The following is a 15,611-nucleotide window of genomic DNA, read 5'->3' as shown; positions in this document are numbered from 1 at the left end:
CAATAGAGTTCGCAAAAACAACATCGACCCTATTGGCCAGGAACCGAGCATGGCCCATCGTAGCACAGTATTCGCCCAACTCCTCAAGTTCTTACCCAAAGCCGAATTCAAAAAGCTCGTGGATGAGTACGACGGAGACAAGCGCTCCCATTCGCTGCCCGACCATTATCCGCACCAATCGAAATACTTGAAAAACATAGCCAACACAAACCCGATTCAGGATTTAATCGCCTCGGAATTTAGCTAAGACCTCCGTAGAATAAAAATTAATTTCAAACAGCATTAAATAAAATGATTTCATCTGTATGTAGAAAGCTCACCCTTTACGTCTTCAATTAACGTAATAAAATCCTTAATGGGAAATTTCATTTTTGGTTGCTCACCCACAATTCGCTGCTCATGAAAAAATTCAATTTCCATATTACTACTCCCTTTGTCCTGACTAATTTGGCACAATATCTGACCTTTATACGAAATTTCTGCAGTCATGTACTCATACTGCACATCACTAAAAAAGTCCACACTAAAATTCGGAATCATACTCATTTCCTTGGATCAAGAAAACCAGATAGTTTTCCATCACTGTTATATCTTAGACCTCGACCATCGGGCGCCCGAACTTCCAGCCCCCCACGGCTTAAATTAGTAAAGGATGACTGTGAATTGCCTAAAATTTCATCGACAATCTCCCTTGCAGCTTTATTCTGCTCTGCTATGCCTCCCGTTAATTTAGGGAAGGAACCAGAACTTCTTTGCCCTGAAGCATGTTTAGTTAACGCACGCGCAGCAGCAGTTAGTCCCTCTTTGTTAATAGCTTGGCTTGCTGCTGATGAAAGGTCATCAACACTTCGCCCAAATTGTTTGAGTGCACTATTTGCGCCTCTAGCAGCCCTTATCGACCGAGTAGCATTAACAGCCAACTGCGCACCACGCATGATGGGTATCATGCTAACGCCACCGACAATGGCATTCTCCATGAACTCCACAGCCCGTTCATCTTCCTCTGTACTCGCAGAAGTGATGAATCCGTGGTCCCCATAGAATTCTTTCAGATGGCCCGCCGATACCGTGGAATAGGTCGGTTCTACACGATAGTACTCCACCGGCCGATTGCCGTCCGGGTCTACCATGAGTACAGGATTGTTGCTCCCGTACAGGTATTTGTTAAAGAGCATCGGTTCTTGTACATCGAACCCTACAGGGTCCGGCGACAGGAATCGGCCAATTTCGGGGTCGTAGAATCGGGCACCCATGTAAACCAGGCCCGCTTCCTCCAGAAGCGGCTTGCCAGTATAGCCCTCGGGGTGGTTTTCCGCCACTGAACTGCTGGTGTTCAACCAGTCGCCATAGTCATCGAATTGTTTGCGATAGACAATCGAGCCGGATTCATCCGTGGCTGCCACAACGGTGCCCAGGTGGTCGGTATGGAGGTAGGTGGTCTCTCGACTGGCCTGCGCACTTATGGCGACAGAGGCGAGCACACCTATCCACATCAGCTTGCTTAGAATCCCTTTTAAATAGCAACTCATTGCATTTGCCCCTCTAATGGTGTGTATTCTACATTAGTTGCTGGCAGTGAAAGCGACGTTAAGTAGTCCATACAGTCCGTGAGACCGTTGCCGTCTGAATCCTGCGTTGCACTCAGGAATTGTGTATCCCTTACGCAGATTGAACGCGTACCCAGTTGGCCACCTTCCAAGCTGCTCCATGTCGTTGATATCTGAGATTCAATGATGTCAGGTTGTATCGCGAAGATCGAGTTATCGTTGACAAACCACCACACTCCGGTTGTTGACGCATACACTTTTGTGTCCGTACTGACATAGGAGCTTTGAATCGTACGTCGAACATTGCCATCAAAGTCGAGCTCAATGATTCGGTTAGATGACGAAAACAGCAAAGAACCGTTTCGAGAAGTACTCAGTTCTGACATGAGACCATACTCGTTTTCATACTCCCAAATAAGGTTACCTAGCTCATCGTACTTATAAATAACCGAATCAGCTGCGAGATAGATATTATCCTCATGGTCAACAACAATACTATTTATCTCAATCTCCTGACCGATACCTAGACTGTAGCTGTACCACAACCTATCTCCCTCAGCACTGAAGAGTGCGACACAGTCACCATAGTGGAGGACATTTCCATTCGACATGGGCACAGTCAATGAGTCGATTGCATCCGATGTATTACAGCTATCATTTCGCCAATCGACCGTTAAATCAGGTAGCAACACCTCAGTACCCCAGCTAACACCGGCCAATTGACCACTGGCAGTTTCCACAATACTCGACAATCGATTTGTCATGCGGCGTTCACGTTCAATAGACCCGTTTTCATCAAACTGTATAATTTTCGGGTCGTGGTGATATGAATGAAACCCAAATGTTACGTAAAGATCATTATCTGAGGTTAATACCATATCCATACAATAATTAGAATCCACATATCGATACTGCCAATCTAATACACCATCGACACCCAGTGAGAAAACCTTCCCTTCATAAGGTTCCTCAATGGCATCCGCACAAAGAAATAACCTCCCATTCTTCCCTACTGCAATTCTTTCTCTAGAGTAGTTTTCGTCAAGTGAATATATCCACTTCAACTCTCCTGCATGATCCGTTGAAACTATCCCCTCATTGGTTCTAAAGTAATAGCCATATTCGTGCTCGAAAACTCGATACTTTTGTATGGAGTCAACACTTCTCTCACTGAATTTTTCATCTACTTCCAGGACTGGTACTGGACTATCCAACTCGGGAACCGAAGCGGGACTGTTGTAGTCAGTTTCGAACACCATTTCTACCACGTCAGGATATCCATCTACATCAACATCACTTTTAACATTTGCAACTACAGGGCTGTTTCCTTTTTCGATTTCATCTCCATCCAAAATGGTATCACCATCAGTGTCCGATAATAGAGGATGGGTCGATGCATCACTTTCCTGCCTATCACTTAGGCCATCCTGATCTGTATCGGCGACAAGAAAGCTGGTTCCCAAAGCTAATTCTTCAGCATTTGTTAGACCATCAAGGTCACTATCACCTTGCCCATCAAAATCGTAAGCGAAGAACGACTCGAAACAATCACTAACCTGATCGTTGTCGAGGTCACTATCAATCGCATATGCCTCACTGCCTCGATAACAGGCATTGACCGAATTTCCAACTCCCATGACTCTAGCCGGACTTGGAGTATTAGCCATTCCTTTTGCAGGTGTAGCAATCGCATACAAGCCATAGTCCTCGATCATGGTTAAAACCGTTCCATCACGATCCATAGTCACACGTCCGTCGATCGCAGAGGCTGACCACGGTGCGGGAGCGTTCCAAACTGTGTCTCCACCCAAGTTCAACAAATATAGTGACTTTGAGGTAACAACCAGTAGCTTATCAGGTTGTGCCAGTAACAAATCGAATAGTACTTCGCCATCTTCGAGTTCATTTTCCCAGCGAAGCTGACCTGATGGAGTGAAAGATGTTAACGTTGATGGATCATCTCCACGTTTAACTCCCAGATAGCTGTTGCCCTCGATATCTGACACCCCGACTTTCACATTGAGATCTTTTCCCCACAGTAGGTTTCCACTCAACGAATACTTTGCAAAAGAGTATCTCGGCTGATGACTTCGAATTGGATAATGTTCGAAGTTGTACAAGTATAAGGCGTTATCAATGGCGACGAATGACTGCGCAGGTCGCTCGGTCCACATCAATTCATTATCCGCATTAAACACGGACAAGTAGCTCTCATACCAAACAATGCTATTACCATGATAATCAATCAGAATACCATGTACTTTCTCGTCAGGGCTAAAGGAATACAACAACTTAGCTTGTTCGGGAGTACTTTCCGCAATGTAACTCTTGTCTGAAACTGTCTGCGCTAATTTGTATTGTCCTGGCCTTATCATTGCCAGCACTCCATCAACCTCAGACTTTTCAATGACTTTATCTGAGTAATATAACTCTTCAGCACTATTGTCATATATCCCAAGAGTATAATCCCAAGGAACCATCAATGCTTTATCCCCATCGATTTGCATTGAACGTTGATAACCTTGACTCCAGTACCTTCCATCGGTTTCGGCTAACTGCTCCCTCTTCCCACTAGGAGATATCTTTATTATATCCCAGCTAGATAGAATATATGAGTTTCCCAACTTATCCAGTGCCGGAATCGCAGAATCACCCGCAATTACTTTCTGCTTCCAGAGTAGTGTGTGCTCACCTTGAGGATAATCTGCCGCATCATCCAGGCTGGTATTGGCAAGCGCTTCCTGTCGATTGCTAAATAAGTCTTCATCTAGGTCCTGGTAGGCGTCCTGTGGGTTATCTGCATCCAGACCTACTCTAACTTCAATTGAATCCTTTATTCCATCGCCATCAGTATCTTCATTTACCGGATTCAGTCCAAGTTCAACTTCTCGCAAATCATTTAACCCATCATAATCCGAATCGGCTAATATTGGAGAGGTCCCTAATGCCGCTTCTTCATTATCGTCGATTCCATCACTATCACTATCGGCTAACGTTAAATGACTACCAAGTGCAATCTCTTCAGAGTTGGTCAAGCCATCTTGGTCCAAATCACCATCTGCATCACTCGGATCTTCTGAGTTCAAACCATATCTCGCTTCTAGACAGTCGCTCATGCCATCCGAGTCACCATCCAAGGTTCCATTATCGAAATCGTCCAGCTCTGACTTTGCAATCAGTTTTCCGGCCAATCGCACATATGTTAGAGATTTACAGGTGTTAAATTCTTCTGTATAGATCAGATTCCCACCGCTTGAATACAAACTGAATTTAGTATCATATTTGTAGCCAGGTCCAATGTTTTCGGCTGACACCATCATACCATTACTGTCGTAGCTGAAATTAATAGTATGGTTGCCATGATTGATTTTTCTCAAGTTCTGATCTGCGTCAAATCGGTAGCTATAAAAATCGCTTACAAAACCTTGATGACCAATCACTCTCTTCTGCGAAGGAGTACCATCCATGTTATATTGGTATTCATTTATGGAGCTTCCAAACTGGAAAGCTTCCAACTTATTAGAACCATAACCGTAATACTTATTGTAGCGATAATCGCTACCAAACCGCTTGGGAGTACAGCAACTGCTCGAAATATTCCCTAAATAGTCATATTCATAAACCCTAGCGTACAATTCACGATAGTAATACCCATTTCTTTCATACACCTTTGCTTCTCTTAGCTGATTCAGTTCATCATAGCTGTATAAATACCGCCTATCACCAATATAGTCGTTTACGTAAGAAATATTACTCACGTCATCATAACCAATATAGTAATCCAGAACATCATCGGCTTTTACAGTCTCCAGTAGCTGACGTTTTTCAAGTCCTTGACTAACATTAACACCATTTCCTAGAACATACTCTTTGACAACCCCATTCGGATGATAACTAATTGAATTGGCAAACTCACCGATTTTCGTTGCCTGACCGAATGCATTAGGTTCATATTCTATAGTCAAACCATCTGGGTAAATTTCTTTCGATACATGGTCCAGCTCATTATAAAAACGCTGGATCGACATGGAGTGGTCGTATACGCCTAATATAGAAAGCGTACTAGTAGTAATATTCCCGTTCTCATCGTAACTATAGCTTCTTTGATTTTCGCCAGATCGAGATAGTTTAAGCCGTCCGGCTTTGTCATATTCATACTCAATGTCAACATCACCATCTATCGATGTGACTTTTGCGACACGATCCATCGCGTCATACTCATATTGTACAGTTGCATTTCCTGGGTGCTTTTTAGCCGACAAACGACCCACCTCATCATATTCAAATGTGAAAGTGCCTTGTTCGGGGCTACTCTCTGAAGCAATTCGGCCAATCTTGGTGTAAGAAAACGTTTTTTCAAACCCTTGGATGTCACCATTTTCCAGTGACTTTCCCTGAAGTATCCGAAGTACCTGTCCTTTCTCATTTCTGACAACTATAGTTCCTTTCGACGCTGGCTGAACTATCTTGTATGGCCACCGGACAGAAAGTCCTATCTGCTGAAATACAATCCTTGTTACATTCCCATTAGCATCTGTTACTTCTTCTAAATGGTCATCATAACTCCACTCTGTTACGTTTCCAGCGGGATCCGTCGACGCTATAATACGGTTGAGAGCATCGTATTCGTATACAGTTCCTCGTGACTCCTCGTTTGGAAGTGATTCAAACACTTTTCTTCCAAGTGGATCAAACTCATAGTGAGTCCAAACCACTTCGGAAGTACTTGTATCTTGATATTCCACTTTAACAACATTTCCCAAAGAGTCATATTGATCGATTTGTTTGAACGGTCCACGAGTTAACGTTCGCTCATTGTAGGAATAATCTATATTAACAGGAAGCCCAATAGGAAAGGTTATCTTCGTAATACGACCCAAGCCATCATATTCGTATAATGTTTTATCGCCTACTCCGTTTTCAAAGCTTCTTATAGTACCAGTATCATTAACTACTATATTTTCGTGGACGCCCAAAGGCTTTTCTATAGATTGAGGAACACCTCTTTTATAGCTCTCAAACACAGTAGTTTTTCCGGTAGGCTCCTCAACAAGATTCACCTCTCCATGTGAATGATATTCGAATGTAGTAACCAGACCATTAACAGTTTCACTTATTAAATTACCATTAGCATCATAGCTATAAGTAGCCTTGTCCTTATCAACCCCATCAACCTGAGTAGTCTTTGACCGCACTTGACCAATCAACCAATTATCTACATCATTACCATATGATATACGAATATATCTATTCCTATCATCTTGAGCAGAGCCTTCAGCGATCCGGTGTCCATCCAATACTGACGAATCCCACTCTACATTTCCACTTTCCCTTATGTAAGTTGGATTCCCATAATCGTCATAGGATAAATAGTTAATCGTTCTGGTGAATTCGCCGTCAGGCAAAGTAGCATAGCTGTCTTTTTTACTTCCTGTCCATTCAAGCTGCGCCGCATAGGTATACTCTCGAGAACTGTCATCCGTCCACCAGTCCGGACGATACATGGAGCCATGATCAAAGTAATTCTTCGATACTAGCCTTTTTTTCCAATTGTTTACTGTAACCGACATCAACTCGTCGTTATTACTATATATTTCGATTCGGCGAAGCAAGCCTATCTGCCATTTCTCCCAAAACAAGTGATGTTTACCTGACTCGCCATCATCAGGCTCACCCATGTCAATCAACGTATAAGATTTACCAAAATGATAGTACTTTTCCGTTTTTGTGGGCCCTTCAACCGTTGTTACATCCAAATAAAGGAGTGGATTTCCCTCATTATCAAATGCTGCCGGTTCGGAGTGAGGTTCGAAGCTGTATTTCCAAGTTGATACCTCTACATTGTCACCACTAACAGTTTTTCTGAAAATAGCTGTAGTCCGAGCTTCACGAATATCTTTTACAGCTTGATCAAAGAACACATACTGGTAAGTGTACTCGGTATAACCGCCTCTTGGGTTTGTAATAGACTTTAAGGAGTATGAACCTGCTTGTTCGTCATTAGAACCAATAGGGTCTGGGTTGTTCATGCGGTCATAGTACCCATACTCCCAGTATTCCCCATCTGGCCGAATAACTCTAGAGAGCTGATACACTACCTCGTTTTCAAATGGTCCTTCGGTTACCAAGTCGTAGTTGTATTCCCAAGATCGGTCGTTTGAGCTTATACGCTTAATTCGGGCGTATACAGTATCTTCATCAAAGTAACTAAACTCTACAACGGCGTCTCCCAGCTTAGCTTCACTCTCGTACCCTTCTTCCGAACGATAAATTGCCTTGATCAACGCTTTTTGTTCAGGATTTACCTCGTAATCGATAAATATTTCATTGCCATTCAGGTCTACTATTTTTTCCACTAACCATACATTCTTACCCGGGGCATTGAATGTTGCATGATATCTAACCCCTGTAGGCGAGGTCATAATCATTCCTTGATCAAAACCCAGCGGCCCTCCAACACACTCCCCTCTCCAATTGCTTTTTGTGATCCAACTACCGTCATTCAACTCGGTATTCTTGAATAACATATGACGAGATCCATCTGGTGATTCGTAAGACGGATTTAGATACGAACTATCGTCGACGTTGTTGCAATAGAACCCGTTTTTTGGAGATACCACTCTTCCGTAGTGAAGGTTCCAACCAAACCCCAGGATTGAATCAGAATCGGGGTACTGATCATTTTGAATACTTGTGTAAGACCGCTGGACTACAACATCCATACCACCATTGCCAGGTACAATGATGTCATTGTATTTCAACTGCAGGGTTCCACCAAAAGGACTGATTGACTCATTAAAGGTATTCCCTAGGTCAGCCCGATACTCCTGCAAACCTGGTTCTTCATAGTAATCTCTAACCTCTATTGCCGAGGTATGCATGCTGGCTACTACTCCACATAGCAGTAACCAAAGTGATTTGTAATTGAAACTCATAAAATTCCCTATTCGACTTTTAACGCTAATGTCACTGCTTGACCGGTACTCGAGTAATTCCGAACGATTCCTCCAACTGGATAGGATCCAAAGATTCTTTAACATCGAATACTTTTCTGTTCTGCCGTTGTGGAATAGCTCGATCAATGGGAGGTGGGACCTCCTCTTCATATGAACTACTGGAAGAGGAGTGTTGATTGACGGGATCTTGCGCCATTGCAGTGCCTTCACTATCTACATGAAAGGCGTGCAATGATGCATAAATTAATAAAGAGGAAAATGCAACTGCTACTACAATCCTCGTAGACATGGTGATCTTCATCGGTAGTCCCTACCGTTTTGGATTGTCCTTACAGTCTAAGATATCGTGCCGAAACATTTCTGCCAATTCGATCACATCATTAACATCATAGAGTGATATTTGCATATTGGTATCATCAAACATCCTTATTAGAAGCATTCATTCCGTAGACGTAATCAGAGTGTCATTATTCCTTGAATTCAGCCTTATCCAGCCCGTGCTTTTTCATCTTGTCGTAGAGCGTCTTGCGCGCCAGACCCAAGCGCACCATGGTCTCCTTGATGCTGCCCTGACAGGCCTGCAGGGCACTTGAAATCACCGAGCGTTCGAAGGCGTCCACCATATCCGGCAGGCTCTGTTGGTCCTGCACATCCCCCGTCAATGTCTCGGCTCCCGTTTCCAGAACAGCTGGGCCCATCAGCACATAGCGTTCGGCCAGGTTACGCAACTCCCGTACATTGCCGGGCCAGTCGTGCTGCATCAGTCGGGCGGCCTGATTGGCGTCCAGCGGAATGCTTTCGCGGTCGTAACGGGCCGCCGCGATCAGCACGAAATGGTGAAACAACAGCGGGATGTCTTCCTTGCGTTCGCGCAAGGGCGGAATGTCGACTTCCACGACGTTCAGTCGGTAATACAGATCGGCGCGGAAATCGTCCCGGTCGCTCAACGCTTTCAGGTCCGACTTGGACGCGGCGATGATGCGCACATCGACGTCGATGGTCTGGTTACTGCCCAGTCGCTCGACCTTGCGTTCCTCCAACACCCGCAGCAATTTGATTTGCAACGACAGCGGCATGCTTTCCACCTCATCGAGGAAGAGCGTGCCTTTGTTGGCGTGTTCGAACTTGCCGATGCGGCGCTTGTCGGCACCGGTAAAGGCGCCGGCTTCGTGACCGAAGAGCTCGCTTTCGATCAGGTTGTCCGGTACCGCGCCGCAGTTGATGGCGACAAAATTGTGGTTGCTGCGCGGGCTGTTCTCATGGATGTAGCGGGCGATGGCGTCCTTACCGGCGCCGGTCTCCCCGCGCAGCAGAATATCGGCCGAGGTGTCGAGCAAAGGGTCGATCATCGCCATCACCCGTTTCATGGACGGCGAATCCCCCAGCAGGCGCGGGCCGGGTCGCGCGAACTGGCGCAGTTGCGCCTTCAACTGACGGTTTTCCAGCGCCAGTTGACGTTTTTCCTGGGCGCGCTTGAGCAGTTCGATCAGCTCTTCGTGGTTGAAGGGCTTTTCGATGAAGTCGTAAGCGCCTTGCTGCATGGCGGAGACGGCGGTGCTGATGTCACCCTGGCCGGTGAGAATGATCACCGGTATGGCGTCGTCGATGTCGCGCACGGCCCGCAGCAGAGCCAAGCCGTCCATGCCCGGCATGTGGTAGTCGCACAACACGACGCCGACGAATTCCGACGACAGCTCCGCCAGAGCCGAACGACCGTCGGCGAAACAACGAACCTGCAAGCCTTCCAGGGTCAATGTCTGTTGCATGACCTGGCGAATGTCGGCTTCGTCGTCGACAAAGAAAATGGTGGCGTCGGTCATTCGGGTGTCTCTCGCTTGTTGAGGGTCAGGATGAATTCGGCACCGGGAGCATCAGCCCGGTTCTGGCCGGTCAGGCGACCGCCGAGGGCGTCGACGATCTGCCGTGAAATCGACAACCCGAGCCCCAATCCCTGCTTCAGCGACTTGGTTGTGAAAAAGGGTTCGAACACCTGCTCGCTGTTGGCCGGCAACCCCGGGCCGTTGTCGCGAACACGGCATTGCCACTGGCCGTTCTGTTCGATGATGTCAATGCTCACGCGCGGATCCGGTGTGTTCTCGACCGCCTGAATAGCGTTGGCGATCAGGTTAACCAGAACCTGCTCGATGCGGATCAAGTCACCATGCACCAAAGCGGGCACTTCGGGCGGGTTCCAGTCGATGCCGACACCCTCGCTGCTGTCCTGGGCGGAGATGATTTTCAACGCCGCCTCGACCGGCTGGCGCAGATCGACCTGGCTCGGCGGCCCTTCGGATTTGCGCGCGAAGACTTTAAACTGGCGGGTGAGTTCCGACATCTTGTTACACAGGCTCACTATCTCGTTCAGGTTGGCGTCGACCGTCGCCGAATCGTCCCGTTCCAGAAAGCGACGGCTGTTGCGCGCGTAGGCCTGAATTGCCGTCAGCGGCTGATTCATTTCATGGTTGAGCCCGGCGGACATCTGCCCCAGCACAGCCAGCTTGGCGGCCTGAATCAGTTCCTGCTGGGTTTCCTTCAGTTCGGTCTGCGCGCGTTCACGCTCGGTTATTTCCGCCTTCAGCTGACGGTTGGACGACTCCAGATCCGCTGTGCGCTCGGCGACCCGGCGCTCCAGTTGCTCACCCCGCTGCGACAATTCCGCCTCGCGCCGATAGCGTTCGCGCAGATACAGCCAGGTCAGAAATCCGCCCAGGAACAGAACCGTCCCGGCGATCAGAAATTGCACCTGGGTCCAGAGTACCGGCCGGGTGCCGATCAACACCTGCAGACGCCAGTTCAATTCCGGCAGCGACGATTCAACGCGCAGGTATTCCTGATTGACGCCGTCCTCTTGGATCACCACCCGGCGGGACTGATCGGACACCCCCCAGGGCCGGACATCGGTGGTGATGTTCATCGGCTCAAGCGGTTGTCTCGGGTAGCGTTGCTCCTCGCGAATGCCGATCATGCGGGCGTCGGAAATCGGTTCGAACGTCCGGAACAACCACCCGGGTCGACTCGCCAGGAAAGAGATACCGTCGGCATCCAGCACCACCATTTCCGATTCGGTGAACGACGCCGGCCGTTGCCATTGGGTTTCCAGGTCCGAGACCTGGATCTTGATCACGATCACGCCGACCACCGACCGGGGTCGGGTATCGGTCAGGATGGGGTGGGAAAAATACAGGCCGCGCAGATCGGTGGTGGTCCCCAGCGCGAAATACAGGGCCGATTCGCCCGAGTTTAGGGCTTCGTGAAAATACGGCCGGAAACCGAAATTACGTCCGATGAAACTGGTCTCGAGCTCGTAATTATTGGCGGCGATGGTCAGGCCGGTCCGGTCCATCAGGTAGACGTCCGAACTTTCCACAATGGTCGCCATGCGTTTCATTTCTTCATTGGCCTTGCGGATCAGGTCCGCATCCCGGGGATTCAGCAACGCATCGAGCAGCAAAGGATGCTCGGCCATCAACTCGGGAATTGGTCGATAGCGGTTCAATTCATTGGCTACCAACTGTCCGTAGCGAAAGGCTTCTTCCAGGCTTTCGCGCTCCACCGACCGATAACCCGCCATGGAGCCAACGCCCCAGGATATGGCGCAGGTCAGAAGGAACAGCAGGATTACCCAGATGCGGTAGGACATTGGCGGTTTATCGAAAAGTCTGAGTGAAGATTAGTCAGTGTTGGTGTCGGGTACAAGAGGTGGTTAGTCTGGTGGGCAGTGCCCACCCTACGGGGCCGGTAACTCCGCAGGGTGGGCTCGGCCCACCATAAGCCAAGGCTCAGGACCCGACCAATTGCGCCTTGCCACCCCGTGCTTTCTGCACCAGGAAGGCACCGACCGCGACAGCCACACCGGCCAGGTCGGTGACGATGCCGCCTTCGATCATCAGGAAGGCCGCCAGCACCAGGGCCCAACGAACGAACCAGGCCGCCGATACGCGCATGAACCAACCTTGCACCCCGGCCGACAGCAAGTAGACGCCGATGGTCGCGGTGAACAGAGCGCGGATAATGGCCGGCCAACTGGCTTCCATCAACAAGGCCCCGTTGTAGAAGAACATGAACGGGACAATGAACGCGGCCAGGCCGATCTTGAACGAGGCGACCGAGGTCTCCATCGCGTTGGCTCCCGAAATCCCCGCGGCTGCATAGGACGCCAGCGCCACCGGCGGTGTGATCGCGGAGACGACTGCGAAGTAGAAGACAAAGAAATGCGCGGTCAGCGGATCGATACCCAGGGAGATGAGACCCGGCGCCACCACCGAGGCGGCCACCGCGTACGCGGCCGTGGTCGGCATCCCCATGCCCAGCAGGATGGAAATCATCATGGCGAAAATCAGTGCCAACAGTTGGCTGGCTTCGGCCAGGCCCAGCAGCAACGATGAAAAACGCGCACCCACCCCGGTGAGAGAGATAACGCCGACGATCACACCGGCGCAGGCACAGACCACGATGATCTGGATCGCCATGACACCGGCCAACTCCAGCGCTTTCAGAATGGCCCGGATGCCCATCTTGTTGGGCGAAATCCAGCTCACCACGGCGGCCGACACCGTCGCCAGCGTACCGGCGCGGATCACCGAATAGCCCATGAACAGCGCCACGATCAGGATAATGATCGGCACGAACAGGTATACCTGCCGCACCAGCATGCGCAGGCTCGGCAATTCGTCCTCGCGCATACCGCGCATGCCGGTGCGCGCCGCTTCGAAGTCCACCATGAAGTAGACCGAGGCGAAGTAAAGAATGGCCGGAATGATGGCTGCGATGGCGATCTCGGTGTAGGGAATGCCGGTGATTTCCGCCATGATGAAGGCGCCGGCCCCCATGATCGGCGGCATGATCTGCCCGCCGGTGGACGCGGCGGCTTCGACGGCGCCCGAGGACTGCTTGCTGTAGCCCACTTTCTTCATCAGCGGGATCGTCAGCGACCCGGTGGATACCACGTTGCCGGCGCTGGTGCCGTTAATCATGCCCATCAGGCCGGAGGCGAAAATCGCCACCTTGGCCGGACCGCCCCGGGCGCGACCGGCAACGGCGAAGGCGAAATTGACGAAATAGTCGCCCACCTTCGACGCCTGCAGGAAACCGGCGAAGATGATGAACAAAATGATGTAGGTGGAGGATACGGCCGTGGTCGGCCCCAGGACACCGGCATCGGTGTAGACCTGACTGAAGAAGCGCTGGACCGACAGCCCCGGGTACCCCAGGAAGCCCGGCAGGTAGGGGCCGGCGAACACATAGCCCAGAAAGATCAGGGCGATGATCACCAGTGCCAGGCCGGCCACTCGGCGTGTCATTTCCATGATCAGCGCGGTACCGGCGACGGCGGCGAAGGAAATGCCGATCGGCGCGAAACTGGTGCCGGTGCTCATGCGCAGCGGCGTGTTGAACACCACCAGAAAATAGGTCGCAGCGGCAATGGAACACACCACCAACACCAGGTCCGCGACACTGAAGCCGGAACGGGGTTTGCGATGAAACCAGCTCAGGACAATACCGAGTCCCGTGGCCACCATGAGCGGCCAACCATAGTGCCAGGTCTCGATATTGGCGGGAACGCGCAATGTGCCGGTTTCCACCAAGCGGTACATGACTCTGGTCTGGTAGAGGGCGTAGAGAGCCGGCAGCAGCAGTAGCCAGGCCAGCGGTGTGGTCCAGCGGCGTGCCTTGACGGTGCCGTCTTCTGTGGTGAATTGTGTGCCGGAATACAGGACATAGCCCAGCACCAGGGCACCGCACACGTGGATGATGCGGAAGGTCCAGGTTTCCAGGGGCGCGATGTTCAGGGTATAGAGGTGGAAGCTGGAATAAACGACAGCCATCGCGGCCACCGCCCAGAACAACCAACCTTCGAAGAGACGGCGATTGGCTTCCACCGCTTCTTCATCGACACCGTCGGCGAGCAGGACGGCATCGGTCGGCTCGCGTTCGACGGCCTCAGGGTGTTTGTCTTCGGAATTCATGGTCTTATCCCCGGATGGAGAAAGGCCGGACGGACGTCCGGCCGGGTTTTCAATGCAGGGAGCCGACGGGCGACTCCCGACAACATCACTGAATCATGCTGGCGTCGATGGAATAGCCGTTCTCGTTGAACCAACGAGCGGCACCCGGATGCCAGGGGATGAAGGTGTTCTTGCCGTAGTTCTCCGGCACGCTGGTGCGGGCCGCCTTGTGGATGGAAACCATCTTGTCGTTGTTCTCCATGGTCAGCTTGGTGACCTCGTAGACAAAGCTCTCCGGCAGGTCGCAGTTGGCGATGGCGAAGTTCCACATGGAGACCGCGCGAGCGTCTTCATTCAGTGTGCTGTAGGTGCTCGCCGGGATGGTGAACTCGGACACCGGAAATTCCGACAGAATGGTGTTCATTTCGGCTTCGGTGAACTCGATGATGTTCACGTCGGTCTGCACTTCCAACTGGCTGACCGCCGGGATCGGGATACCGGCCGCGAAGGCGATCACGTCCAGCAGACCGTCCTGCAACTGACCGCCCAGGTCGGTCCAGCCGCCGTTGCGGCGCTCGAAGTCGACGCCCAGGGTTTCCAGCATGCGCGGGAAGTAGGTGTCGGACGTGGAACCGGCCGGACCGAAGCCGATGCGGGAACCGGCCGGGATATCGGCGATGGATTCAATGCCGGAGCTCGACAGCGTGGTTACGGAAAACGGCGTCTGGTACATAGGGAACATGGCGCAGACGTTGTCCATCTTCATGCCCGGCGCCAGCGGGCTGTTGCCATCAATCGACTCACGGGCCGGGCCCATGGTGGTCAAACCGAATGCCAGGTCACCGGTGTGGACCAGCGCCATATTCTGCATTGGCCCGCCGGTGACTTCGCCGCCGCCGGAAATGCCGATGTTGTCAGCCACGAAATTGGCCCAGCCGGAGCCGTAGGCGAAATAGGTTCCACCCTGGCTGGCGGTGCCGACGGTGAAGCTGGACGGCCAGTCGGAACGGTCTTCGGCGTGAGCGACACCCAGAGTCATAGCGGAAGCGGAGAGCGCGGCAAGCGCCCAGGTACGGGATAGTTTCATGTCTTACTCCAATCGTTGTTGTCTTTGTTGTGAGTATTCACTGTGGCGATTCGAAGCCTCTGCGGGCTTTCGTACC

9 protein-coding genes are annotated in these 15,611 nt (G+C 50.6%); 1 reads left to right on the top strand and 8 read right to left on the bottom strand.

Translation table 11 applies throughout. From position 1 onward, the window contains the following. Positions 1–49 precede the first annotated feature (49 nt). Complete coding sequence (locus IE111_RS22445) at positions 50–247, top strand: DUF4372 domain-containing protein (RefSeq protein ID WP_189613120.1); 198 nt, start codon at positions 50–52, stop codon at positions 245–247. 50 nt (positions 248–297) lie between these two features. On the opposite strand, the gene IE111_RS22440 is transcribed toward IE111_RS22445, so the two are convergent. From IE111_RS22440 to IE111_RS22405, 8 genes are all read right to left on the bottom strand, one after another. Continuing rightward, entirely contained in the window at positions 298–540 is a 243-nt protein-coding gene (locus IE111_RS22440) for a hypothetical protein (protein ID WP_229805487.1), read from the bottom strand. Positions 541–542: 2 nt separating this feature from the next. Next, positions 543–1,529 (bottom strand): RHS repeat domain-containing protein, encoded by a 987-nt coding sequence (locus IE111_RS22435; RefSeq protein WP_189613116.1) that lies wholly within the window; start codon positions 1,527–1,529, stop codon positions 543–545. Continuing rightward, entirely contained in the window at positions 1,526–8,482 is a 6,957-nt protein-coding gene (locus tag IE111_RS22430) for an RHS repeat domain-containing protein (RefSeq protein ID WP_189613114.1), read from the bottom strand. Before IE111_RS22430 ends, IE111_RS22435 begins: the two co-directional genes overlap by 4 nt. A 31-nt stretch (positions 8,483–8,513) precedes the next feature. Beyond that, on the bottom strand, positions 8,514–8,804 hold the full coding sequence (locus tag IE111_RS22425) for a hypothetical protein (RefSeq protein WP_189613112.1): 291 nt from the start codon (positions 8,802–8,804) through the stop codon (positions 8,514–8,516). A 166-nt stretch (positions 8,805–8,970) separates the two neighbouring features. Further along, the gene (locus tag IE111_RS22420; protein ID WP_189613110.1) at positions 8,971–10,323 is read right to left on the bottom strand and encodes a sigma-54-dependent transcriptional regulator; all 1,353 of its coding nucleotides are present in this window, start codon (positions 10,321–10,323) and stop codon (positions 8,971–8,973) included. Then, a complete protein-coding gene (locus IE111_RS22415) occupies positions 10,320–12,143 on the bottom strand; it encodes a sensor histidine kinase (protein ID WP_189613108.1) in 1,824 nt (607 codons plus the stop codon). The genes IE111_RS22420 and IE111_RS22415 overlap by 4 nt, the downstream gene beginning before the upstream one ends. 139 nt (positions 12,144–12,282) lie before the next feature. Further along, positions 12,283–14,469 (bottom strand): TRAP transporter permease, encoded by a 2,187-nt coding sequence (locus IE111_RS22410; RefSeq protein ID WP_189613106.1) that lies wholly within the window; start codon positions 14,467–14,469, stop codon positions 12,283–12,285. A gap of 85 nt (positions 14,470–14,554) precedes the next feature. After that, a complete protein-coding gene (locus IE111_RS22405; protein ID WP_189613104.1) occupies positions 14,555–15,535 on the bottom strand; it encodes a TAXI family TRAP transporter solute-binding subunit in 981 nt (326 codons plus the stop codon). Positions 15,536–15,611 lie beyond the last annotated feature (76 nt).

This window comes from Saccharospirillum salsuginis (genome assembly GCF_014651855.1).
Taxonomy (GTDB): domain Bacteria; phylum Pseudomonadota; class Gammaproteobacteria; order Pseudomonadales; family Natronospirillaceae; genus Saccharospirillum; species Saccharospirillum salsuginis.
The sequence above is the reverse complement of the archived record's forward strand: the minus strand, read 5'-3'. Positions and strand labels throughout refer to the sequence as shown.